Source organism: Symbiopectobacterium purcellii (assembly GCF_019797845.1).
In the GTDB taxonomy this organism is placed as follows: domain Bacteria; phylum Pseudomonadota; class Gammaproteobacteria; order Enterobacterales; family Enterobacteriaceae; genus Symbiopectobacterium; species Symbiopectobacterium purcellii.
Genome location: NZ_CP081864.1, coordinates 3005492 through 3029633 on the forward strand (window position 1 = coordinate 3005492; position 24142 = coordinate 3029633).

Annotated in this window: 21 protein-coding genes, 1 tRNA gene and 2 pseudogenes; 9 read left to right on the forward strand and 15 right to left on the reverse strand. The window is 54.6% G+C overall.

The window, feature by feature from the left end:
- Positions 1-69 precede the first annotated feature (69 nt).
- On the forward strand, positions 70-1293 hold the full coding sequence (locus K6K13_RS14180) for a flagella biosynthesis regulator Flk (protein ID WP_222157589.1): 1224 nt from the start codon (positions 70-72) through the stop codon (positions 1291-1293).
- Positions 1294-1476: 183 nt separating this feature from the next.
- On the opposite strand, the gene fabB is transcribed toward K6K13_RS14180, so the two are convergent.
- Positions 1477-2691, reverse strand: coding sequence for a beta-ketoacyl-ACP synthase I (gene fabB, locus K6K13_RS14185; protein WP_222157590.1), 1215 nt, complete (start codon positions 2689-2691; stop codon positions 1477-1479).
- A 162-nt stretch (positions 2692-2853) separates the two neighbouring features.
- Between fabB and mnmC the strand changes: the two genes are divergently transcribed.
- Complete coding sequence (gene mnmC / locus K6K13_RS14190; protein WP_222157591.1) at positions 2854-4872, forward strand: bifunctional tRNA (5-methylaminomethyl-2-thiouridine)(34)-methyltransferase MnmC2/FAD-dependent 5-carboxymethylaminomethyl-2-thiouridine(34) oxidoreductase MnmC1; 2019 nt, start codon at positions 2854-2856, stop codon at positions 4870-4872.
- Between the two features lie 10 nt (positions 4873-4882).
- Here the strand turns inward: mnmC and K6K13_RS14195 are convergent, their stop codons facing one another.
- The 11 genes and pseudogenes from K6K13_RS14195 to prmB all read right to left on the reverse strand — a co-directional run bounded on the left by K6K13_RS14195 (position 4883) and on the right by prmB (position 15951).
- Positions 4883-5632, reverse strand: a complete 750-nt coding sequence (locus K6K13_RS14195) for a fimbria/pilus periplasmic chaperone (protein WP_252120293.1) — start codon at positions 5630-5632, stop codon at positions 4883-4885.
- A complete protein-coding gene (gene stbD / locus K6K13_RS14200; protein ID WP_222157592.1) occupies positions 5598-6926 on the reverse strand; it encodes a fimbrial usher protein StbD in 1329 nt (442 codons plus the stop codon). The genes K6K13_RS14195 and stbD overlap by 35 nt, the downstream gene beginning before the upstream one ends.
- Positions 6923-9513, reverse strand: a pseudogene (locus tag K6K13_RS14205) (fimbrial outer membrane usher protein). The gene stbD and the pseudogene K6K13_RS14205 overlap by 4 nt, the downstream one beginning before the upstream one ends.
- Entirely contained in the window at positions 9494-10246 is a 753-nt protein-coding gene (locus K6K13_RS14210; RefSeq protein ID WP_222157593.1) for a fimbria/pilus periplasmic chaperone, read from the reverse strand. Before K6K13_RS14210 ends, K6K13_RS14205 begins: the two are co-directional and overlap by 20 nt.
- Positions 10247-10411: 165 nt before the next feature.
- The gene (locus K6K13_RS14215) at positions 10412-10945 is read right to left on the reverse strand and encodes a fimbrial protein (RefSeq protein WP_434064578.1); all 534 of its coding nucleotides are present in this window, start codon (positions 10943-10945) and stop codon (positions 10412-10414) included.
- Positions 10946-11333: 388 nt separating this feature from the next.
- Positions 11334-11615 (reverse strand): YfcL family protein, encoded by a 282-nt coding sequence (locus tag K6K13_RS14220; RefSeq protein WP_222157594.1) that lies wholly within the window; start codon positions 11613-11615, stop codon positions 11334-11336.
- A gap of 31 nt (positions 11616-11646) precedes the next feature.
- Complete coding sequence (locus tag K6K13_RS14225) at positions 11647-12210, reverse strand: elongation factor P hydroxylase (protein ID WP_222157595.1); 564 nt, start codon at positions 12208-12210, stop codon at positions 11647-11649.
- Positions 12207-13010 carry a sulfite exporter TauE/SafE family protein gene (locus tag K6K13_RS14230; protein WP_222157596.1) on the reverse strand — a complete coding sequence of 268 codons (804 nt, stop codon included), beginning with the start codon at positions 13008-13010 and terminating at the stop codon, positions 12207-12209. Before K6K13_RS14230 ends, K6K13_RS14225 begins: the two co-directional genes overlap by 4 nt.
- Before the next feature lie 3 nt (positions 13011-13013).
- A complete protein-coding gene (mepA, locus tag K6K13_RS14235; protein WP_222157597.1) occupies positions 13014-13841 on the reverse strand; it encodes a penicillin-insensitive murein endopeptidase in 828 nt (275 codons plus the stop codon).
- Between the two features lie 7 nt (positions 13842-13848).
- Positions 13849-14934 carry a chorismate synthase gene (gene aroC, locus K6K13_RS14240; RefSeq protein ID WP_222157598.1) on the reverse strand — a complete coding sequence of 362 codons (1086 nt, stop codon included), beginning with the start codon at positions 14932-14934 and terminating at the stop codon, positions 13849-13851.
- 84 nt (positions 14935-15018) lie between these two features.
- Positions 15019-15951, reverse strand: a complete 933-nt coding sequence (gene prmB, locus K6K13_RS14245) for a 50S ribosomal protein L3 N(5)-glutamine methyltransferase (RefSeq protein WP_222157599.1) — start codon at positions 15949-15951, stop codon at positions 15019-15021.
- A 314-nt stretch (positions 15952-16265) separates the two neighbouring features.
- Between prmB and smrB the strand changes: the two genes are divergently transcribed.
- Complete coding sequence (gene smrB, locus K6K13_RS14250; RefSeq protein WP_222157600.1) at positions 16266-16838, forward strand: endonuclease SmrB; 573 nt, start codon at positions 16266-16268, stop codon at positions 16836-16838.
- A 52-nt stretch (positions 16839-16890) separates the two neighbouring features.
- Here the strand turns inward: smrB and sixA are convergent, their stop codons facing one another.
- On the reverse strand, positions 16891-17373 hold the full coding sequence (sixA, locus tag K6K13_RS14255; protein WP_222157601.1) for a phosphohistidine phosphatase SixA: 483 nt from the start codon (positions 17371-17373) through the stop codon (positions 16891-16893).
- Between the two features lie 816 nt (positions 17374-18189).
- Here sixA and K6K13_RS14260 point away from each other — a divergent pair.
- From K6K13_RS14260 to K6K13_RS23305, 5 genes are all read left to right on the forward strand, one after another.
- The gene (locus tag K6K13_RS14260) at positions 18190-18618 is read left to right on the forward strand and encodes a spore coat protein U domain-containing protein (RefSeq protein WP_222157602.1); all 429 of its coding nucleotides are present in this window, start codon (positions 18190-18192) and stop codon (positions 18616-18618) included.
- Between the two features lie 160 nt (positions 18619-18778).
- A complete protein-coding gene (locus tag K6K13_RS14265) occupies positions 18779-19318 on the forward strand; it encodes a Csu type fimbrial protein (RefSeq protein ID WP_222161104.1) in 540 nt (179 codons plus the stop codon).
- A 66-nt stretch (positions 19319-19384) separates the two neighbouring features.
- On the forward strand, positions 19385-19909 hold the full coding sequence (locus K6K13_RS14270) for a fimbrial biogenesis chaperone (protein WP_252120296.1): 525 nt from the start codon (positions 19385-19387) through the stop codon (positions 19907-19909).
- A gap of 52 nt (positions 19910-19961) precedes the next feature.
- Positions 19962-20153, forward strand: coding sequence for a hypothetical protein (locus tag K6K13_RS23300; protein WP_252120297.1), 192 nt, complete (start codon positions 19962-19964; stop codon positions 20151-20153).
- A gap of 722 nt (positions 20154-20875) precedes the next feature.
- Entirely contained in the window at positions 20876-21430 is a 555-nt protein-coding gene (locus K6K13_RS23305) for a fimbria/pilus outer membrane usher protein (protein ID WP_252120524.1), read from the forward strand.
- On the opposite strand, the pseudogene K6K13_RS14280 reads toward K6K13_RS23305, so the two are convergent.
- Both K6K13_RS14280 and mlaA read right to left on the reverse strand, forming a co-directional pair.
- Positions 21405-22517 (reverse strand): annotated as a pseudogene (locus tag K6K13_RS14280) (malate:quinone oxidoreductase); the annotation flags it as partial. The gene K6K13_RS23305 and the pseudogene K6K13_RS14280 sit on opposite strands and share 26 nt — an antisense overlap.
- 326 nt (positions 22518-22843) lie before the next feature.
- The gene (mlaA, locus tag K6K13_RS14285) at positions 22844-23629 is read right to left on the reverse strand and encodes a phospholipid-binding lipoprotein MlaA (protein ID WP_222157604.1); all 786 of its coding nucleotides are present in this window, start codon (positions 23627-23629) and stop codon (positions 22844-22846) included.
- A 353-nt stretch (positions 23630-23982) separates the two neighbouring features.
- Here mlaA and K6K13_RS14290 point away from each other — a divergent pair.
- Positions 23983-24057, forward strand: a tRNA-Arg gene (locus tag K6K13_RS14290).
- The last annotated feature ends 85 nt before the right edge of the window (positions 24058-24142 follow it).

A 24142-nucleotide genomic window follows, 5' to 3' on the forward strand; every position in this document is an offset into this window, starting at 1 on the left:
ATGATTTCCGTTGCCTATTCAGGGCTCCCGGGGAATGCAGGGTGCCTTTCACGCAGCGAGGAGTCCATCATGCAGCCTGTCAGCAGTCCGGGAACCCCGACGCCGGGAGATCGTCCCCCCTCGTCGCCGACGTCGGCCATTGCATCTTCCTCTTCCAATACGGCGGCGGCGAACTCCCCACTTAGCTTTACCCAACGCGCCACGCTGGACACGCTGGTGGTCAAGCTACAGGCACTGACGTCGCTGAGTAACAATGCCATCTGGACCACACTGCGTCAGGACATCGGTCTGGCGCCAAACCAGACGCTGCTCGGTCAGCATTTTACCGCCGCCGAACAGTCATTGCAGAACCAACTGGTGCAGGCGCAAACACAGCAAAGCAGCGCCCGCCATCCGTTGTTGCAACGCCTGACCGAGCTGCTGCCGCAGGGAAACAACAGCCAGCGCGTCACTCAGTTTTTACGTCAGGAATTTGGTCATACCGAACTCAAAGCGCTCACGCAGCCCCAGTTACAACGGGTGCTGACTATGTTGCAAACACCGCCCGATGCGACACCGCTCAATGCCGCTTCCGGCAGAGCCCCCGCGCTTGCCACAACGCTGGTGCAAAATGCACTCACCAATGTTGCGACCAATGCCGCAACCACGGCCCTACTGCAACGTCCGCTATCCAGCGTCGAACAGAACAGCCTGAATCAGATGGTGGTGCGGTTATCCGCGCTGCTGGGCGAGCCGACGGAAAAAATCTGGACGTCATTGACGGCAATGCAGCACCAGCCGCCAGGCACGCCGATCCCGGCCCGCCATTTGCCGCTCCTGATGCAGTATTTGCAAACACAAACTGACCTACACCATCTGCTGACGACCGGGAATGGACGCAGCGATGCACCTGCGACGGCCACCGCAACGCCGGCAACCGCGGCGGGCAATACGACGCAGCCCCCAATGACCGCGACCCAGTCAACCTTGCACTCGCTGTTTCAACCCGCGTTGGAAGCCAATGAGCGCCAGTTGTTGCTAGACTATAGCCAAAATCGTTTCAATGCCGGGGTACAGACACCGCTTACCCAACCGCAACTCAACGAACTGATAACCTTTTTGTTCGCCCATCGCATGCAGCGCGCTGCCGACGGCGAGTTGACAATACAGAGCCTGTTCCCGCATCCGCAACCCATTGCCAATCCGCTGGTTGCCGCCTTGCCGCCTGTCCTCCAGTCCGTGTTCAACAAACCGCTGTTTTGGCCCATTGTCAGCGTTTGCGTGGTGATATTTTTGCTGTGGGTGCTGTTTTAACAGACAAAAAAACCGGGGCACCAGGCCCCGGTTCAGCAAAACAAACGATACCCGTCATACTTCAAGCTGCAGGTGCGTTGGCTGCATTCGTTCACCTGAATCACTTACCTGTGTAAGCTCATCAGGATTCACTCACTTGCCGCCTTCCTGCAACTCGAATTATTTAGGGTATAGCGATTATGATTACGCTAACTTACGCATCACCAACGTCGCATTGGTGCCACCGAAACCAAAACCGTTGGACATTACCGTGGTCAGCTTACGCTCCGTCGGTTGTGTCACGATGTTCATGTCCTGCGCCAACTCATCCAGCGTATCTACGTTAATGCTCGGCGCAATAAAATCATGCTCCAGCATCAGCAGAGAGTAGATCGCTTCCTGCACACCCGCGGCACCGAGGGAGTGTCCGGTCATCGCCTTGGTGGCCGAAATCGGCGGCACCGCGTCGCCAAACACCTGACGAATCGCCCACAGCTCTTTTACGTCACCCACCGGCGTAGACGTACCGTGGGTGTTGATATAATCGATAGGGGTGTCCACATCCTGCATCGCAAGCTTCATGCAGCGCACCGCACCTTCACCGGACGGGGCAACCATGTCGGCACCGTCAGAGGTGGCACCGTAGCCCACCACTTCGGCGTAAATATGTGCACCACGCGCCAGCGCGTGTTCCAGTTCTTCCACAACCACCATACCGCCACCACCGGCGATAACAAAACCGTCGCGATCGGCATCATAGGTGCGGGACGCTTTTTCTGGCGTTTCGTTATATTTGGTAGACAGTGCGCCCATGGCATCAAATTCACAGGCCAGTTCCCAGCATAACTCTTCACCGCCGCCAGCAAAGACGATGTCTTGTTTACCCAGTTGGATCTGCTCTACCGCATTACCGATACAGTGCGCAGAGGTGGCGCAGGCGGAGCTGATGGAGTAGTTCACACCCTGGATTTTAAAGGGCGTTGCAAGACAGGCAGACACCGCAGAGCCCATCGCTTTGGTCACCACATACGGACCAACCGCTTTCAGGCCACGTGGGCTGCGCATGGCATCCGCACCAAACACTTGAGAACGCGCAGAGCCGCCGGAACCAGCAATCAAACCGACGCGCGGGTTATTCTGGTAAACCTCAGGAGCCAGCTTGGCATCATCGATGGCTTGTTCCATCGACAGAAAAGCATAGACAGAGGCATCGCTCATGAAACGCACGACCTTACGTTCAATGAGGCCGGTGGTATCCAGCTTCACATTGCCCCAGACGTGACTACGCATACCGGAATCTTTCAGCTCTTGTGAGAACGTAATACCCGAGCGACCTTCCCGCAACGATGCCAGGACTTCCTGCTGGTTATTACCAATGCTTGAGACGATCCCCAGGCCAGTAATCACTGCACGTTTCATTCAATACCTCTTTCCGCATAAATGTATTTTGGGATTTCGTCACGCACTTTAGCGTACAGATGTAAGCTGAACAAGTCCGATCACCCAACCTTTTACAAAATTTGCGCCTTGGGCACCTGCTGAGTAAAATCACGCTATCGCTTTAAAAATGAGTCAATTATCGTGAAAGACCATGCTATTAAGCACGGTACACTCTCCTGGAACGAACAGGGTACACCTGTTTCGCAACAGTTTGATGACGTTTACTTCTCAAATCAGGATGGGTTGGAAGAGACCCGCTACGTCTTCTTGCAGGGTAATCACTTCCCGACGCGCTTTGTTGAGCATTCACGCCCACTGTGCATCATTGCGGAAACCGGTTTTGGCACTGGCCTGAACTTTTTGACGCTGTGGGAAGCGTTTGCCCATTTTCGCGCGCAGCATCCGCAGGCCGCGCTGCGTCGCCTGCACTTTATCAGCTTTGAAAAATTCCCGTTGCGCGTGGCCGATCTGGAACAGGCGCACGCCCACTGGCCGACACTCGCCCCTTACGCCGAAGCACTGCGACAGGCATGGCCGTCGGCGCTACCGGGTTGTCATCGCCTGATCCTGGCTGACGGTGCCATCACCCTCGACCTGTGGTTTGGCGATATCAACGACTTGCTGCAAACGCTGGACGATTCTCTGACGCATCAGGTTGACGCCTGGTTTCTCGATGGCTTTGCCCCGTCCAAAAACCCAGACATGTGGACCGAGAACCTGTTTCACGCCATGGCACGCCTGTGCCGGGCGCAAGGCACTTTTGCGACTTTCACCGCCGCAGGCTTTGTGCGCAGGGGCTTACAACAGGCCCATTTTGACGTGGAAAAAATCAAGGGCTACGGACAAAAGCGCGAAATGCTGCGCGGGGTATTGCCGAACGTCATCCCAGCCCCAGCGGTAACCCCCTGGTATTCACGCCCGGCCGCGAGCACGACAGAAGATATCGCTATTATTGGCGGCGGCATTGCCAGCGTGCTGACCGCACTGGCGCTGCTGCGACGCGGCGCACAGGTGACGCTCTATTGTGAAGATGAGGCACCGGCGTTAGGCGCATCCGGCAACCGTCAGGGCGCACTCTACCCGTTACTCAACGACAAACATGACGCGCTTTCCCGCTTTTTCGCCACTGCGTTTGGTTTTTCCCGCCGTCAGTACGATTCACTGCTGCAAGCCGGTATCGCCTTTGAGCACGACTGGTGCGGCGTGAATCAGATTGCCTACGATGAAAAAAGCGCGCGCAAAATCACGCAAATCTTGCACGGCCACTGGCCAACAGAGCTGGTTACGCCGCTCAGCGCTGATGAGATGGACACAACGTCTGGAGTAGCGATCGGTTTTTCAGGTGTGAGCTATGCCGAGGGCGGTTGGCTGTGTCCGGCTGAGTTGACAACCCATGCGTTGAAATACGCGCAATCGCTCGGGTTGGTGGTGCATTTTGCTACTCGCGTCTGCGCGCTGGAAAACGTCACAGCAGGCTGGCAACTGGGGTTGGTAAACGGGCAGCAAAAAACCCATCCCGTGGTGATCCTGGCGAATGGACACCAGCTCAACGACTGGGCGCAAACGCAACATCTCCCCTGCTATGCGGTGCGCGGTCAGGTGAGCCATATCCCGACCACGCCGGTGCTACAAGGCTTGCAACGCGTGCTTTGTTACGATGGCTATCTGACTCCCGTCAGCCCTCGCCATCAGCAGCACTGCATCGGTGCCAGCTACCAGCGAGGCGTGATGACCACCACGTTTAGTGCAGACGAGCAGCAGCAAAACCACCAGCGCCTCGCGGCCTGCTTGCCCGATGCCACGTGGGTAAATGACATCGATGTCAGTGGCAACGCAGCACGTCAGGGCGTGCGCTGCGCTACGCGCGATCATCTGCCGTTGCTCGGCGCGGCGCCGGATCACGCACAGACGCTACATCACTACGCATCACTTGATGTGCAGCAGCACACGCCAGAGCGTGTAGCCGTGGCACCGGTTCATACGAACCTGTTCGTCATCGGCGCGCTGGGTTCGCGCGGATTGTGCTCTGCCCCGTTGGCTGCCGAAATCCTGGCCGGGCAACTGTACGGCGAACCGTTACCGCTCGATGCGCCAACGCTCGCCGCATTGAACCCGAATCGTTTTTGGGTGAGAAAGTTGCTGAAAGGCCGCGCGGTGTAATCCGTGGCTATCAAGGCGAGAGTGTCGCGGTATAGCGCCAGTGGGTGCCGGTATCGTTAATGAGCTGATAGCTGAGCGTCTGTCCGACGTTCGCACGATTTACCGGTAGGTTTACGCTGGACGCCGGAGCTACCATCATGCTGCCCAGACGCTGCTCAGCATAGCTGATGTCGGTCAGCGTCATATGCCAGGGCGTGGGATTGGCGACCTGCAACTGTTGCCCGTCCCCCGCTTGCAGCAAACGAAAACGCAGTTGCTCACCATCAGACTCAGTGGGGTCACCCAATCCGGCTGGCCGAATAAACACTTTCAGGCGCAAACGCAGCGGCAACACGACGCTTTGCGTGTGGCGCGTCATCTCCGCGGTATTCGGTGGAATTTGATAGACGTTAAGCCACAGCAGCGATTCCTTGTCATGAGCAAACCCCTGACGCGAGGTAAGCAGCAAACGCAAAGAACGTTCCTCGCCGGGCTTCATGCTGAATACCGGTGGCACGGCAATCAGCGGCGTTGTCGCACGCTCGGGTGGGATCAGTGGATCGCCCTCATCACTCCAAACCTGTACCAGCGTGGGCTGTTTTTCTGAATTGGACAGCATGAGCGATGTGGATATCTCGCCGTTATGCAGAATCACGCGCGTGCCTTCAATATTGACCACCGCGAATGCGGGCAGTGCGCTCATCAACCCCAGCACACACAGCATCCCACTGATGGCTTTCTGCACGTTACTGGAAACTGACCATGATCTGCAATTGTGCATTGACTGTCCCCGGCGTGATCGGTTGTTGATTAATCGCTTCCAGCGATGCGGTAAAATCGCCGGCATAAATCTCTGTGCTACCGGTGGAGACCTTGGTGGTCAATTCTTTAAAGGCATACCACCCACGCGGGTTGCCGGTGCCGTAAGAGGTCAAATCCGGCAGCAGATTAATGGCTTGCCCCCGGCTGTTGAAAATACGGATACCGACGCCAGAGGCCTCGCCTGCCCCAGTGCCGTACTGATTATCCAGCAACCAGGTTAAACCGCCACCGCTGGTGACCAACCCTAAAGACTGCGCTGCCGCCACGGCAGCGGGCTTGTTTACCAAAAAACCCATTGAGACATTCGCCGCAGTGAGCGTTGACACATTGGTGCTGGACAATGCCCCGGATTCACACTGTATGGTGACGGAGAACCCCGCACGGCTGGTGCCGCCCTGACGCAGCTGATTGGCGGTGATCAACGGCAGCATCACGACATTCGGAAAATCATCCACGCGACAAGAGGCACCGCGTACAAAGGTTACCCCCGTCGCGTACAGGCTCCAGGTGCCAGGCCAGTCATAGGGCCATCCTTCGTATTTGGTGGCCGAATCAGCGCCCTCCGTCACATTCGCGCTAAGCCCTGGACCTTTGAACGCGGTATAGCCGTGAGGCTGGCTGTAGAGGTAGGTGTAGCGATTATAGGCGTTGCCATACCACGTGGTGCTGTCGATACGGAACACTTCCATCAAAATATCGCTGAAGGCGCTGGCCGGAATATAGATATAAGTGCCATCGGAAAACCAATCGGACGGCGTCAGTTGCCGCCCCTGCCAATAGCGGGAAAAGTAGGCCCCGCTCTTTAAATGGGTGAGCCGGACCGCAACATTGCGCACATAGCTGTAGTAAGCGCCGTCAATCTCACTGGCTGCATACATTCCGGCATAGCCGCTATCGCCATTGGTGGCATACATCTCGAACAGGCTGCTGGCATCAGCGACCGCACAGCGAAACAAGATCTGATTAGCAGTAAACGCCGTCTGCGCGCCCTGACTCAGAAAGCTGATTGAACTGCTCGCCAGTAAAGTACCCGGCGGCTGAAAGGTGCCGCTGCTCAGGCTTATCACGCCGGGCATACCAATGTTTCTGCCGTTGCAGGTATCACATGCGCCATTCCAGGCGGTCGCGGTATAGCCCGCATTGCGCGCGGCCTGCGATAAGGTGGTGGCACTGGTGACCCGAACGCAGGCGCTGTAGGCCGTTTGACACCCGAACAACAGCACCGCCAGCCAGAGTATGATACGCGATGTCATGGCGACCTCCGAGGCTGACAGGGCAGATTAAGATGGGTGAAAGCGTCACTGCCGCGTGACGGTAAACGGTAGCTGACCACACATTGCTCCCCAACCTGCGGGCCCCATACTACCTGTAAGGTGTCGCGTTCTTCGGCGAGACGGGCATAGATTTGCCCCCCTGCCCGACCATGCCAACGCTGTTGCCCGCCGCTGTTACCACATCGGCACCCATTGGGGGAAAGCTCCCGTCCTCAAGCTGCGTAGCGATCAGCACCGCCCTGCCTTGCAAGGTGGAAAAACTGACCTGCGCCACGGCCCCCGCGTAAGGAACCACGCGCTGGCTGCCACCTTGCAGTTCAGTTTCATCGTTCATGGTGCTGGCATCCAGCGTAATGGTGTTATAACGGTACGGCGCCAGCGACGGCAGGATGGCGTAACCAAAGCGATCGACCATAGCCCCCTGACCATTGCGTACCATGGCGCCTTGGGCACCCGGCGCGCGGATCAATGCGAAGGTATCGCTGGCATAAGGCCCAAGCGTCACCCCGCCCTGATGCAACACCAGCGTACTGGCAGCCCCGACGCCAAACTGGCGATAGTTGTCGCCTTGCGCCACCGATGCGCGCAACGCCCCCAGGGACGTCGTTTGCTGTGCGCTGCCGCCAAATGTCATGGCGTTACCGCCCTGCTGATAATTCTCTACCCCGGTGTAGGCAGACCAGGTGAACTGCCTGTCGTCGCCTGAAGACCCCGCCACACTCAACGTGCCTGAACGTGATGCACCAGTGCGATTCATGTCCAATGAGACCGTCGAGCGGGTGCTCCCAACATCAAAGGGCACAGAGAAACCGAGCGCGACAAGGGTTTCGGTATAGCGCTGCTGACCGGTATTGTCATAGTCGCCATCACTGACGCTGACGCTGACGAAATTACGTCCGCGCTCCCATACGGTGCGCTGGCGCGCCACACTCAGGTTATAGCTGATGTTTCGCCAGGAATTATTGTAGCCGAGTTGCAGTTGAGTAACGCGTGATGACTCACCGTAGTAGCTGCTGGTGCTGGCCGACATGTTCAGCATGCCCCACGCGCCCATCGCCTGGCTCACCGTGGCGGAGAACCGGTTTTTTTGGTTCAGACTGTCTGACCAGTAATTCCCATCATTACGATATTGGCGGCGCTGACCGAGCACATCTTGCAGATCGCGAAAACCGGTGGTGGAATAGTGCCAGGCAGCCAGTACTACACTGGTGCCGCTGGTAAAAGTGCGCCCGTAGCTAAGCTCGCTGCGCCATCCCGATTCCGTGTGGCCATTCACATCCGCGTGCGACCAGGTCGCGTTCGTCCCGAAGGCGCCGATAGGCGTGGCGATCACCGTGCCAAACAGCCCCGCAACATAGTCATCCGCAACGCGTATTCCGCCATTGAGCGTTAACACATTATTGAGGCCGTGCTGAACTACGCCTTCGACAAACTGGTTATCGATGCTATTAAAATGGCGCACGCGTCCCATCGCCACTTCGTACTGCCAGTTACCGGGACGCACTGAGTCGGGCACGGAGGCGTAGGGGACGGTAAAGGTTGATACCCGTCCGTTGGCCTCGATCACCTCGACCTGCAAGTCCCCGCGATCCTGTGTGTTATACAAATCGCGGATCACAAACGCACCGGGCGGAACGCTGGTTTCATAAATAATCTGCCCCAGTTGCCGCACCACCACGCGTGCCGATGCGCCCGCCACGCCGCGCACTTCAGGCGCAAACCCTCTGCGCCCTTGCGGCCACATACGCTGGTCACTGGCAAGCTTGACCCCATTGAATGACAAACTGCCGAACAGGCTATTGCTGGTGTAGCTGTCGCCCACTGTCAGCATGCTTTCCATGGCGGGGATGGGCCTGTCCACCCAGGTGCGCACCGCGTTGTATTTATATTGGCTGCCACTGGCATTACTGTCGTAATAGCGCAGGTTTCCCTGATGGCGAACCTGCCACAAACCGATATTCGAACCGGCATTCAACGCACTCCACAAATAACCATAGCGATAGTTATTGTCACGATTTTCCGTACGGTAGTAGTTGGTGTTATGACGTAAGGACAGCGCCGGAACACCACTGTCCCACTCAGAAACCGGAATATAACCGCGCGGGGTGCGCAATAAGGCCTGCTGGGCCACCACCAGGTTAAGGCGCAAGGCGGTGAGATCCACCTCTTCAGCCACGCTTTGGCCGGTATCACTCAGTAACACACATTCTGCCGGTTGCCGCGCTGCGTTGCGGGTCACGCGTATCGCTGTTTTTTCCAGTAAGGCCGGAGAAAGGCAGGCCTTCACACCCTGTCCAGCGGTAGCAATAAACATCACCGTCTCACTGGCGGCGATCATCTGATCGTTAACGAACACATCCAGCACGTGCTCACCGGCGTCAATCAGCGCATCGTGCTGATTAAAGCGTGCCAAATCCTGACCATAGGCCGCCCCCTGCAATAATGCCGGGTCGAAGTAATAGTCGTCAGCGTGCGCCGATGATGTCACCCCGCTCACTGCTGCTGCCAGCCAGAGGGGAACCGGGGTTAATGGACTCGCACGCCGTTCATAACGGGAAGTCGGCACTGAGTCTGGCTCCCTGATCGCTGATGATCGTTACCGTGACGGTATTACGTCCTGACGGCACAGCGCGAGTAAACCAGAACGTGCGCTGACTTAAGGGCGCGACCATATCCGCTGTCGCCGGAATGGCTGTGCCCGAGGCATTTAGCACTATCTTGCTTACATTGAGATAGAACGGCAGGGTATTGGACACGACAACGCCGCTGCGTTGCCCCTCACGGGTGGCCGTCACTTTCACCGTTGAGAGAACATTGGTGGGAGGATTTCCCAGTTGGGAGGGGCGGAAAAATAATTTGACGCGGTTGCGCAGCACCACCAGCATTTTATTTTGGCCAGCGGCAGCATCGCCCCCCACATTGGACGGTGGGATTTGCTGGAAATTGAAATAGAAAATGGACTCACGATCTTCTGGCAAAGCGCGCGAGCGGGTATAGGAAATACGGGCAACCTGTCCGGCATTCGGGGCAATACGGAAAGACGCGGGAGAAACCACGAAGGGGATATTACGTTTGCTCTCCGGACCGTCGTTCATATCCCCTTCATCAAACCAGGTTTGAACGATATAGGGCACGTTACCGCGGTTCGCGAGTTGAACATCTACCGAGCGCGCATCGCTGCGATAAATAATTCGTGTTCCCGTCATGGTGACACTGGCCCATGCGGAGAAACTCGCCATCACCAATAACACCAGCAGAGCAGCCCCAATACCTGGCAATACGACGTTGCGTGCAGTCATATACAGCCCCTAAAGCGAGATTAAGCGGGACAGAATTTAGCGATCGTCGTAATTATAATTCAGCAATAGAAAATTGCCGGGTTATCCACATGAATTTCGGGTAGTTACGTAACAGGGGGCGAAGCGGGAATGGCAAACGGGCCTGTAAAAACAGGCCCGACAAGATTACTGGTAGGAAATGGCGTATTGCAGCGTTGAAGTCACCGACCCTGGACCCGCGCTACCGGTTGCCAGATACTGTGCGGTATAGCTGGCGCTGGTTTCATTCGGGCCGAGAGCTAAATCACCGTCACCGGTAAACCCGTTGGTGAAGTTGATCTCCGTCCCTTTGGTGTCCAGAATTTGCAGTTCGACATTTTTTGCCGTGCCGATATTGCCCAGGTTGCCTGCGCTGGTTACCTGATTGCCGACAAATACGGTAGACACTGTCATGCCATCCGCATCACCCGTGCAGCCGCTGACACCGATATCAAAGGTGGTTTGCCCAGCGGTTTGGCCCGCAGCATTCAGTTGGCTGGCACTGACTGTCGGCAGTAATACGACGGGTGATGCGTCATTACCATTAACCGAAACCTCACAGGTTTCGTCCGCGACTTCCCCCTCGAAAGAAATGGTATTGCCAGAAGCCAGCGCCATGCTCGGAACGGCAACCAGTGAAGCAACAAAACCAAACGCTACAGCATATTTATTCAGCATCATTTTATTTAATCTCTGTCATCAAAGTTAATGTATTCCCCCTCAACTCGGGGGTAAATAGATAACGAGATAACGCATCATTAACTCTGATTCCTTGCAGAATATAACCTGTCAGATTAGCAGGTCAGGCAGCTTATTTATTCCTTGCTGCTGTAGCATCTCTCTCGTTGATGGCTATTATTCCGGATATTATGCAGAGAAGTTTATCGTGCGTGTATAATTTAATCAGAGTCGTGTAAAGATGAGTGCGGAGCTGATAATTTTATTTACCGATCCAGACAGAGTGGCATTCAACTGGTTGTTTTAATGAATCATTCCCGCTTTCACGGGAATAATTATAATGCGTTAAATAATACGTGTTCTCATTTAACAAATCAGGACGGATTATATATCAATTGATCTGTGAGGCGCGTTGAAATAAATCGTCCCACATACCATTAACTAATATCTGATCCGGCGGCGACAGCTCACCGTTTTTAATCGCTTGCTGTACACTGTCGCAAACACGCTGATAGAGCGCCTGAACCGTAGTGTCACCCTGTTCTTCGGCTTCTGCCACCGCCAGCGTCAAATGACCGCGCAGGTAGCCACCGGCAAAAAGTTCATCATCGCTGGCATGCTCTAGCATATCATCAATCAGCGCAAGAATACGCGCTTCACATTCTGCGATCATCTAACATCCTCACTATTAACGTTTATCCGCATCAGTTGAGTTCGGCGTGATACGGAAACTGCGCCGCCGTCAACGGCGGCGTATTGTAAAACGATTGTAATGCGCGAATAAAGCGCAATGGCCGCGCCGGAATACCTTGCTCGAGATAGGCCATCACTTGCGCATGTACGGTGCGCTGAAACGCGATGCGATCCGGCTCGATATCCCCTTCCAGATTGTCGCAACTGACATTGAAGGGAAAGCCCGATGCCACGCAAAACAGCCAATCAAACGCCTGTGGCTTGATTTCTACCTGCTCGAACTGCCCCTGTGTTGCCGCATCGCGGCCATCCGGACAGTACCAATAGCCAAAATCCACCAGCTTGCGTCGCGCCTCACCGGCAATGCACCAGTGCGAAATCTCATGAAACGCGCTGGCATAAAACCCATGCGCGAACACAATGCGATGATAGGAAAACTGTTCATCCGCGGGCAGATAGATAGGCTCATCATCCCCTTTCACCAGCCGGGTGTTATAGTCCTGTTCAAAGCATTGTCCGAACAGGGTGATGAGATCGCGGTAATCATGCGTCGTGCTTACGTTAGAGGTGGTCATGACCAAAGGTGTCCTATCCATTGGGCAATATCGCTGCCGTGGTTATCGTAAATCAGCTTCACGCTCATACAGGCAGACACAATCACCAGCATCGGGCGGATCAGCGTTTGCCCCTTATTGAGCACCATGCGTGCCCCGAGACGGGCACCCAGCACCTGCCCCACCAGCATCACCAGACCAACGCCCCAGACCACCTGACCGCCGAGGATAAAGAACAGCAACCCACCAAAATTGGACGTAAAATTAAGAACCTTGGCATGCGCCGTGGCTTTGGGCAGGCTGAAACCGCTGAGCGTGACAAACGCCAGCGCGTAGAAAGAACCTGCACCGGGGCCAAAGAAACCGTCATAGAACCCAATACACCCGCCGGCCAAAAAGGCAAAAGGCAGGCCCGATAAGCGTTTCTGGCGATCTTCTTCACCAATTTTTGGCATTAGCAGGAAATAGAGCCCGATACCGATCACCAGAACAGGCAGGATCTGGCGCAAAAAATCTGCGTGAATCTGCTGAATCAACCAAGCGCCAAACGTTGAGCCGACAAAGGTCAATGCGATCGGCAGCTTCTGTTCATTTAACTTCACGGCGCGCTGACGGACAAAATAGAGACTGGCAGAAAAAGAGCCACCGACCGCTTGCAGTTTATTGGTTGCCAGCGCCTGCGCCGGGCTTAGTCCCGCCGAGAGCAGAATAGGAATACTGAGTAATCCGCCTCCCCCCGCGATTGAATCGATAAAACCGGCAAGTGCCGCAAAAGCAAACAACACCCCGAGCATTTCGGGGCTGACCAAAAACCATTCCATGACTTAGTTCACCAACAGATGTTTATCGAGTAATGCCTGGCACGAAGCCGGTAGCGGGGGTGGCGTTTTCACTGGCGCTTCAGGGCTCGGCTGGCGTGGCGTAAACCAACTGCTCAACTCGGCGCCGCACCCATCACCCGCGGGTGGTGCCTCCTGATCCTGACACTCCAGACTGTCTGCCGGGCAGCGTAACCGCACGTGCATATGCGCCCGGAGCGCAAACCAGGAACGCACTTTGCGCAGCCAGTCACGATCCTGTCCCGCTTCCTGACACAGCTGTTTCTTGATGGCCGGGTTGACAAAGATGCGAGTGACCTCATGATCCTGTGCGGCCAGTTTGATGAGTGCCGTCACCTGCGGTTGCCACAAACGTGGGTTAACCTGACGACCGTTGGCGGCAACCAAATCGATAGGTTGCGGTTTCAGAAGTTGCTGTGCCGTCCAGCGTTGCAGCGGCATCTGTAACCAAATATCCGCATCCAGACCAGACTGGTGACTGGCATGGCCGCTGCTGAATCGACCGCCTGCCGGCATGCCCATATCGCCCACCAGCACAATACCGCCCGTCTGCTTTTTCACATTGGCACTCAGTCGCGCGATAAACGCCAGCAAATCCGGGTGACCGAAATAACGACGTTGATCGACACGCATCACCTGATAATTCACGGATTCCAACGGCAACGGCTGCGCACCGACAATACAACCGTTAGAGAACGCACCAATGGCCTGCGCCGTTCCCGGCACCGGATGTGCGATCGCTTGCCACGGGGTTTTTGCCCATACGCCCGCGCTCAACAGCACGGCAATGGCCCCCACCCACCCTTTTTTCATGTTTAGTTTACCAACGAGGAACCTGACTCACGACGTCCGCACACTGGGCGCGCTGACGCAACAGATGATCCATCAATACAATCGCCATCATTGCCTCCGCAATCGGCACCGCACGGATCCCCACGCAGGGATCGTGACGTCCACGGGTGATCATTTCCGTTGCTTCACCCTGGCGGTTGATGGTTCTCCCCGGCACCGTAATGCTCGAGGTGGGTTTCAGCGCCAGATGCGCGACAATCGCCTGTCCGCTGCTGATGCCTCCGAGTACGCCGCCCGCATGGTTACTCTGGAATCCTTGCGGGGTAATTTCATCACGGTTTTCGCTGCCACGTTTGGTGACAACCGAAAATCCATCGCCGATTTCAACGCCTTTTACGGCATTGATACTCATCAATGCGTGGGCCAGATCGGCATCCAAACGATCGAACACCGGTTCTCCCAAACCAGCGGGCACCGATTCTGCGACGACGCTGACTTTAGCACCGATGGAGTCACCCTCTTTTTTCAGGGCACGCATCAATTCATCCAGCGCATCGATCTTGTCGGCATCGGGGCAGAAAAACGGGTTTTGCTCAACGATATTCCAGTCTTTCAGTTCGCAAGTGACATCGCCCATCTGCGACAAATAGCCACGCACCTGAACGCCGTGTGTCATTTGCAGGTATTTTTTGGCAATGGCCCCGGCGGCCACACGCATTGCGGTTTCACGGGCCGAAGAGCGGCCACCGCCGCGGTAGTCACGTACACCGTATTTTTGTTCGTAGGTATAATCGGCATGACCGGGACGGAATACGTCTTTGATCGCACTGTAATCCTGAGAGCGCTGATCGGTATTTTCGATAATCAGACCAATGCTGGTACCAGTGGTGACCCCTTCAAACACACCGGATAAAATACGCACCTGATCCGGCTCGCGGCGCTGCGTGGTATAACGCGAGGTGCCGGGGCGACGGCGATCCAAATCGTGTTGCAGATCCGCCTCGGTCAACGGAATGCCCGGCGGTACGCCATCAACGATACATCCCAGTGCAATACCGTGGGATTCACCGAACGTGGTGACGCGGAAGAACTGGCCAATACTGTTGCCTGCCATCACGGCTCCTTTCTGTGTAACATTGCTATTCTGTACTGCATTATGATGTAGAGTGCCGGGCCGAGCCCGGCATAACCGGGGCGTTTATTGCCGATACGCCGCAAAATGGTCGTGGCAATCCACCAGTTGATCTCTTGTCAGCATAAATACGCCATCGCCACCGTGCTCGAATTCCAGCCAGGTAAACGGAATATCCGGATATTGATCCATCAAATGCACCATGCTGTTGCCCACTTCGCAAATCAGCACGCCCTGCTCATTAAGGTAGTCTGGCGCGCAGGCCAAAATGCGGCGTACCAGATCCAGCCCGTCATTACCCGCCGCAAGACCCAGTTCTGGCTCACGGCGAAACTCCTGTGGCAAATCCGCCATGTCTTCAGCATCCACATAAGGCGGATTGGTAACAATCAGATCATATGCGAGCGGCGGCAGCGCGCGGAACAGGTCGGAGCGAATCGGCGTGACCTGCTGTTCCAGGCCGTGTTGCTGGATATTTTGCTCGGCGACGGCCAACGCATCACTGGAGAGATCGACAGCATCCACTTCAGCGTCGGGGAAGGCATGCGCACACGCTATCGCAATACAGCCGCTGCCGGTACAGAGATCAAGAATATGCAGCGGCTCATCGGCGATCAATCCTGCGAACTGCTGGGAAATCAATTCACCAATTGGCGAGCGTGGCACCAGCACGCGCTCATCAACAAAAAACTCCAACCCGCAAAACCATGCCTTGTTGGTCAGATAAGCCACCGGCAGACGTTCATTTACGCGACGAATTACGCGTTCCACCACACGCTGACGCTCTGATAACGTCAGACGCGAGCCATACATATCCGCGGGGAAATCGAGGGGTAAATACAGGGTTGGCAGCACCAGTTGCAACGCTTCATCCCACGGGTTATCGGTGCCATGTCCATAATAGAGATCGGCTGCGTTAAAACGGCTTACCGCCCAGCGCAGCATGTCTTGCAAGGTATGCAGGTCTTTGACCGCCTCGTCGACGAAAATTTTATCCAAGTTAGTCCTCCACAGACCCCACCCGTCAGGAAATGCCGCTTAGTTTGCCATGAAGCCAACGACAAATCAGCAGATATCACCCACCCGCACAGAAATCCTCTACGTCACCTATCAATCGATTCTCCCTCTCAGTGCTTTGGCAATTTCAGGTTTACTATTAAAAAGGTAGCGCAGGCACTATTACAGGTTACACTGGGACCCATATAATTTATGGCAAATGCCGTACGAATTAATGCCCTAACGCCAGGCCGCCCCATCGGGAAGCAGATACGCCGACGTAATAAGGACCGTGAGAGACACAACGGGGTGACCGAATGAGTAAGAAACACGCGCTGAATGATGGCGAAGCACAGTTATTCCGCGCCTCCGTAGCTGGCACCAAAACGCTGCGCCAGGATACCTATGTACATCGTCCACAGCGCCATCACGTTGAAGGAAAGCTGCCGCCGCGCAAGGCGTTGCAGGAACAAGTGGATGCCAGTTTTTATTTTTCCGACGAATTTCAGCCCCAGTTGGACAGCGACGGCCCCATGCGTTACGTGCGCCCCGGCAGCAGCCATTACGAGCTAAAAAAGCTGCGGCGCGGCGACTATTCTCCGGATCTGTTTCTCGATCTGCACGGATTAACCCAGTTGCAAGCCAAACAAGAACTGGGCGCCCTGCTCGCGGCCTGTCGCCGTGAGCACGTTTACTGCGCCTGTGTGATGCACGGCCACGGCAAGCATATTCTCAAACAGCAAACGCCACTCTGGTTGGCACAACATCCAGACGTGCTGGCTTTCCATCAGGCACCCAAAGAGTTTGGCGGTGACGCCGCGTTGTTGGTGTTGGTGGAACTGGATGCCGCGTACGGTCAAATAAAGGCGGGCACTGAACCGTCACGCTAATGCGCCCGGCTTGCACGCTGTCGCCTGACGGTGGCGACGGCGCAAGCTCGGATCAGGATTTGAGCGCCAACTGTGACGGGCTGATTTGCCAATCGAACACACCCGCACCCGACTGCGCATCCAGCGTAACGCAGGCCACCGCCGAGGTGGCAAACATCGGCGCACCGGTTTGTGGGCTGAGTTCCGCCACCAGATACCCCACCAAGGGCAGGTGTGAGACGATCAACACCGATTCGATCCCCTCACCGGCCAATGCCAGCAGATAATCACTGACAAGCGCAGCATCGCCGCCTGGCGTCAGCGCTGGCAGGCAGTCTTCTTCATCAGGCAGGGAAAGGATACCACGCAAGGTGGACAGGGTTTGCTGGGCGCGGACATAAGGACTGACCAAAACACGCGTAATGGCCACACTCTGGTCATGTAGCCAGAAAGCCATTTGACGCGATTCTTGAACACCGCGCGCACTGAGCGGGCGAAGCGCATCACTGGCTGCGTCAGGTACTGCATCACCATGACGCATAATCAACACTTGCATATAACACCGTTATAGTAAAAAACTTCGTTATATTATGCTGTTAGCGCATATTCTCCGATAATCAAGCCGCCATACACACAGGGGCAAAGCAGAGGGAATACGCGTCATTTTGTTGCAAATTTAACCGAAGCACGAACCGCTTTTTTACCTTAGATGGGAAGCCGGAGTCAACCAATTTGCGCAGGCGGACAAGGGAGCGCACGCCACATTTTGCTGCCGGCACCAGCAAAACGGCAACATTATCAACACAAATCATATGGTTAATTTAGCGTTCAGTGTTTACTACTCCGCGGTGAGGGACCGCAAAGATCAAAAACAGCCTTTTTGCCACCGTCGCATTGCAAAAAAACAGACTTATAAACCATAAAGTAAAATTAAATAGCATAAAAAACTGGTCACTTGCTTAATTTGGTTTTTTCATTTCATTTTGCTTTTTATCAAAATACTGACGTTGTTAAACAAGTGACCGGCATCTATCTTTATTTGATAGCGTTTTATGTAAGTTGTTATTACTATTATTTAAAAGTACAGCATTTCCATTGCGGCCAGTTGCTGACGATGGCAGCTGACGTGCTTAAAAGCACCTTTTATTTTTTGTTTATATTGCCTACCAGAGAAAGCGGTGATTTAGCCAACCGGGTTAGCCGTTCATAACCCAAACGTTTTAACCATTTTCCTGCAACAACGCGTCGCAGTGAGAATGCCTAAATCTCTGCGCTGACACTATTTTCTGTTGTTATACGCGATTGCATTTGTTGAAATTGCGACTGCGTTAAGTGGGAGAATAGTGTACTGCGCTTGCTTGAAGGAATGGCAATGAACAAACAAAAAGCTGCGCTCGGCACGGTTCCCTTGTTATTGATGTTTCTGTCAACACCCTCGGTAAATGCCGATATAAGCGGCAATATCAATGTTTCTCTGAACATAACCCCCACGTGTCTGGTCAGCAATGTGAGCAGCGGTGTGTGGGGTGCGATGGAGTTTGGCACGGTATCAAATTTAAATGCCGACATCCCTGCCACAGTAGGCACCAATGGTTTGTCTGTCGTCTGTTCACCGAACACGGTGGCATCCCTTACGCTCAACGCGGGAGCCAACGGCACAAGCAGCCTCCGCCGTCTTTCCAATGGCGCAACCACGAACCCGACATTGATTACCTATCGCCTTTACAGTGATGCTGGTCATAACTCAGAAATCGTCATTAATACACCAATAACACTCCCTACGGGAACCGGTGTGGCGTAAAACATCCCTATCTATGGCCTGATTCGCTCTAGTGACAATACGGCAAACCTTTATCCGACAAGTGGATCTTATGTCGATACGATTTCCGCAACGCTGACCTGGAACTGATAAACCGGAGAATCTGATTGCCATGACGGCTAGCACAGGGAGAACCTCAGGCATGGGGGCATGGAGACTTTTTCGTGGCCCCGCTGTATTACTGAGCGCGTTATCACCTTTTGCCAATAGCGCGTTGGCGGTAACGAAAACCGCAACATTTAACGTCGAGGCCCCTCTGCAAGCAGGCTGCATGTTTGGCATCACCAGCGGCAGTTCAAGCGATATGGGAACCCTCAGTTTTGGCACGCAGAATGCCGCAGCGACCAATGTGAATGCCGTCAGCGGTCCGGGTAGTGGTTCTATCGTTGTCACCTGCACCCCCGGCGTTTCAGTCACCATTGCGCTGGATTACGGTCTCAACGGCGGCACCAGTGCACAACGCTATCTGGCTAATAGCGCTAAAACACGTATGTTGCCTTATCAGCTTTACCGTGATGCTGCCCGTACCCAGGTATGGGGCAACGGCCAATTGGCGCTTAACGTGTCTTCATTTCCCAGTACCACGCAAACCTACACCGTGTATGCCCGCTACATGGGGGCGACGCCATTACCCGCCGCCGGGCAATACACGGACAAAATAACCATCAATGTGACGTATTAACAACGGGACACAGACTATTCGGTCAGGTTTTGACACACCGTGTGATATTAAAAAGAAGGCGTTGGCATGAGAATAACCAAAAATAATCTGGGACGTTTTTTGTGTGTTGCAATACTGTTTGCCTGCTCCGGGGCCCTCGCAGCCAGTTCTTTATTGGTATGGCCGATTTACCAGGTTATTGAGGCAAATAGCAGCAGTGCCGCCCTCTGGCTGGAGAACCGGGGCAATAACACCGTGGGTTTGCAAATTCGCATTATGGCCTGGCGTCAGATGCAATATGAAGATCGCTACGCTGAGCAAACCGTGGTGATCCCAACCCCGCCGTTTGTCAAGCTCGAACCGGGCCAGCGCAGCATGGTCCGGTTGATGCGTGTGAATCCTACATCAACCCCCGAGGAACGCGCATTTCGCATTGTTATCGATGAACTCTCTACGCCCTACATGGCGCAAAACAACACGGCGGCCTCAGGCTTACAATTCCAGATGCGCTACCTGTTGCCGCTCTTCCTGCGTGGCTCTGGCAATGAAAAACTTCCCCCCCCCCACCGCAGCGCTACGATTACGCTGGCGTATCGCCGCCGTTGGAGGTAAGCCCTACCTCTACGTAAACAACGAAGGCCAAAACCATGCGCGCCTGAATAACGTGTTTTGGTCTACCTCGGCGCAAGGGAAAGGTGCGCGCACGATCGTCAGCGAGGGCTTTCTGGGGTACGTGTTGCCAGGGCAAGAAATGCGTTGGCCGCTGCCCGCAACGGCGGCGTCACCAGGCGCGAATGCCGTGCTGTTTACGCATCTGGTGGATGCCCCTGAACCCATTGTGATCGCACGCGACTAAGCCTGATGTCAGGAAGGTTGAGGCATTCATCTCAGCGCCTTTTTCTCTGCGTGTCCTTACTCGCGGGAGGCGCAATCCTGTGCGCATCCCGCACGTTTGCGGCGCAGGCGTTCGGCGATTTACCGCCACCACCGACGGCCCTGCCCGTTCAGGAGCAGGCGTTGTATTACCTGACGCTGGCCGTAAACGGATACAGCGATAATCGGGTCATCCCGGTTAGCGTGAATGGCGATCGCTATGCGATTGATGCCAGCGAACTGACCCGGCGGCATATCCGTCTGCCCGAGAATGCCGCAGGCTCAGTAGACATCAACGGGCTGCCCGATGTGACGGTGTTCTATGACATGCAGAAGCAGCAACTGCAACTCACCATCCCGACAGACTGGTTGCCTCAACAGCGGTTCGATACGGGGAGTAACAACGGTATACCGCGTTTATCCGCACAAAGCAGCACAGGTTTACTGTTTAATTACAACCTGTTTTACACTTCGCCGCCCCATCAGGGTGACTCGATGAATGCGTTGATGGAACAGCGCCTGTTCAGCGAACATGGCATCTTGTCCAACTCGGGACTGTGGGTAATAAAAAACCCCTATGCCGACGAGGGTAGCCGCTATCGCCGCTACGACACCTATTGGCGCTACAGCGACAGTGAACGAATGGTCAGTTACCAGTTGGGTGATTTCATCAGCAACTCGCTCACCTGGACCCAATCCATGCGAATGGCTGGTCTGCGCATCGGTCGCAACTTCAATCTTCGCCCGGATATTGTCACCTATCCGATGCTGCAATACGCAGGTTCAGCGGCAGTACCCAGCACACTGGATCTGTTTATTAACGGCTTTAAAACCAGCAGCACGGCACTCAACTCAGGCCCGTTCACCCTGACCAATACCCCCTATCTCAACGGTGCCGGTGAAGCGACCATTATCACCACCGATGCGCAAGGGAGGCAGATCAGCACCAGCGTACCGTTTTACGTGTCCAACACCCTACTGCGTCAGGGATTTAGTGATTTCGATCTCTCGGTTGGCGTGTTGCGCCGCACTTATGGGATGGGGCAGGATCGCTACACGTCAGACCCTGCCTTCAGCGGTTTTTATCGCTATGGCGTCACGCAAAGCCTGACGCTGGCGGGCCATGGTGAGAACGTGCGCGACCTCTCTCTGCTCGGCGCAGGTGCAGATATGTCTGTCGGGCGTTGGGGAACGCTCAGCACCGCCTACAGCCGCAGTGAACAGCAGGGATCCGGATTGGCATCAGGTTTGACAGTGTGACAGAGCCCGGCAGATCCCACAGTGAACCATTTTTCAGGAACTTGCTGGAGAACGTGGCAAAAGGCCCAAACAGCAGCGCAGGTTTACCGTTAAAGATACGCGTATCCAGATGCGGCACGGACATCGGCGGTGCGCCCACCGAGGCTTTACCATATACTTTTGCCATATGGCGTTTTACGATGTCAGGATTGTCGGTGACCAGAAATTCCCCGCCCACCGGGAAGCCGCCATAGAGATCCGCTTCAGGGATACCGGATTTTTGCAATAACGGCAGCGCCGCCCCGCCCGCGCCAATAAACACGAACTTGGCATTGATAGCATGCTCTTTCTCACCGTCCTTCAAATCTGCATAGATAATGCTCCAGGTGTGGTCGGCGTTACGCTTTATCTCGCGTACTTCTGCATTCAAGCGCAGTGAGAAGTTGTCTTTGGTCTGTAATCCGGAAACTAACTGGCGCGTGATTTCACCGTAATTGACATCGGTGCCAATCGGCATGCGCGTGGCGGCTACTTTCTGAGCCGGATCGCGCCCTTCCATCACCAGCGGTGCCCAGGATTGGATCGTGGCGTGATCGTCACTGAACTCCATGCCGCGGAACAGCGTACTGTGCTGCAACGCCTTATAACGCTGGTTCAGGAAGGCGGTATTCTCATCGCCCCAGACAAAGCTGATATGCGGCACGCTGTTGATAAACAGATTGGGATCGTGCAGCACGCCATTCTTGACCTGGTATGACCAGAATTGGCGCGAAATCTCAAACGCTTCACTGATCTCAACCGCTTTACTGATATCAATAGCACCATCGGCTTTTTCTGGCGTGTAGTTCAGTTCCATAAAGGCCGAGTGGCCGGTGCCTGCGTTATTCCAGCCATTGGAGCTTTCTTCGGCAACCTTATCCAGACGTTCAACCATCGTGATTGACCAGTCGGGTTGCAGTTCCTGAAGATAAGTCCCAAGCGTTGCACTCATGACACCACCACCGATCAGTACCACATCGGTGGTTTTTGCCGTATCCGCTGCGCTTTGCGCCCATGCAGCGGTTCCCACCAGATTCAGGCACAAGACCAAAGCCCGTAGTTTTTTCATACTTCTATGCCTCTGTTTATTCTAATTTTTGTTGTTGCAGGTCAATCGCTACTCCAACCATCCCGAACGTGCATCATTCCCACACGGCAGCCAGGCGTCGTGTAAAATGCGTATTACATCGCACATCCGTACAACATTATTGTTACAAAGGCGGTGAAAATAAATTTTTGTAATTAAATAAAAAATAACAATACAATCATCATTGATTAACAAGTAGTGAAAGTACCGTGCTGGTTCGGAGTAGTGCAGTGTTTTATTTCGAATGAATGCGCATAAAGCAAAAGGCTCCACCGGGAGCCTTTTTACGTGTGATGCCAGAGAAAGGACTATTTGGCAGGTGCTGCGGGAACCGGATCAGGCGCATCGATCTCCTGAAGAGAATCTTCGATGGCAGCGGCGTTCGGGTTCTCTTGTGGAGACAGACGGCAACCCCGCGCCAGGAAATCATGCCGTTGGAAATAGGCTTCGCGCACCATCAGGTAAGGATCGGACGAGTTTCTCAGCAGGCCGTCCGAATCCAGCAGTTGCGCACGGGTTTCCACTCCTTCCACGACCCATTTACCGGCGGAAGCCCAGAATGTCAGGTAACTCAGAACCGGATAGAGCGTATCAACCATACCGCCACCGTCTTCACGCAGCGTCGCACTGCCATAACCCGGCAATACCACATACGGGCCATAGCCCACGCCGTAGCTTCCAAGCGTAGTGCCGAATCTGCGCGGCTCTTCTTTTGCCAGCTTCGGATTCGCCACCGAGGCAAGATCGAATAACCCGCCCATCCCCAATAGGGTGTTCAGGAAAAAGCGGTTAAAGTGGATCATGGCCTTATAGGGATCGCCCGACACAAAATAGTTTGCCATCGCTGCGGGTTCTTCCAGGTTACTGAGGAAATTACTCAACCCATTACGCGCGGGTTTCGGCACATAGTCACGCCAGACAACGGCTACTGGCCGGACCACATATGGGTCCAGCACATTGTAGTTAAAGTTGAACATGGTGCGGTTGAATCCCTCAAGTGGGTCGGAACGCCCTTGGGTTGTTTTATCCGAAGAGCTGGCGCACCCAACCAGCATGACACTGGCCAGCACCACCCCACTCAAACGGTTATTCATAGTGATTCTCCCTGATAAAATTGCGTTTCGCCCACATTACAACCGTATAGCATACCCCCGATCCGTCTCAACGCATTGATGGCGAAGAACGCATTCGGACAAGAAACAGGCGTTGGTAGTGTAACATTTTATTGCGCTTTATCGAGGAAAGCTAACGTAATAGTGCTTATTAATGCGTGTGTTACTGAATTAGCAAGCCAAAAAACGGGTTTTTATGACGTAGATATGCAGATCCAGAGCCCTGCAAACGGACCTGCTTCTCACTTTTTTGCCACCGATTGACGTGATATTAATCAATCGCACATTCATGTCCTTATGCTTACGGCCAAAATGCGTATAATGTCCCCGCGGAAGTCTCCATAGTTAAATGGATATAACGAGCCCCTCCTAAGGGCTAGTTGCAGGTTCGATTCCTGCTGGGGACACCAGTCACACTCACTGCAAGACCCTTTCCCCTAATCTCGCTTTGTTGGCGTAACCAGACCGATACATTTTGTCCTGACATAGTGCGAT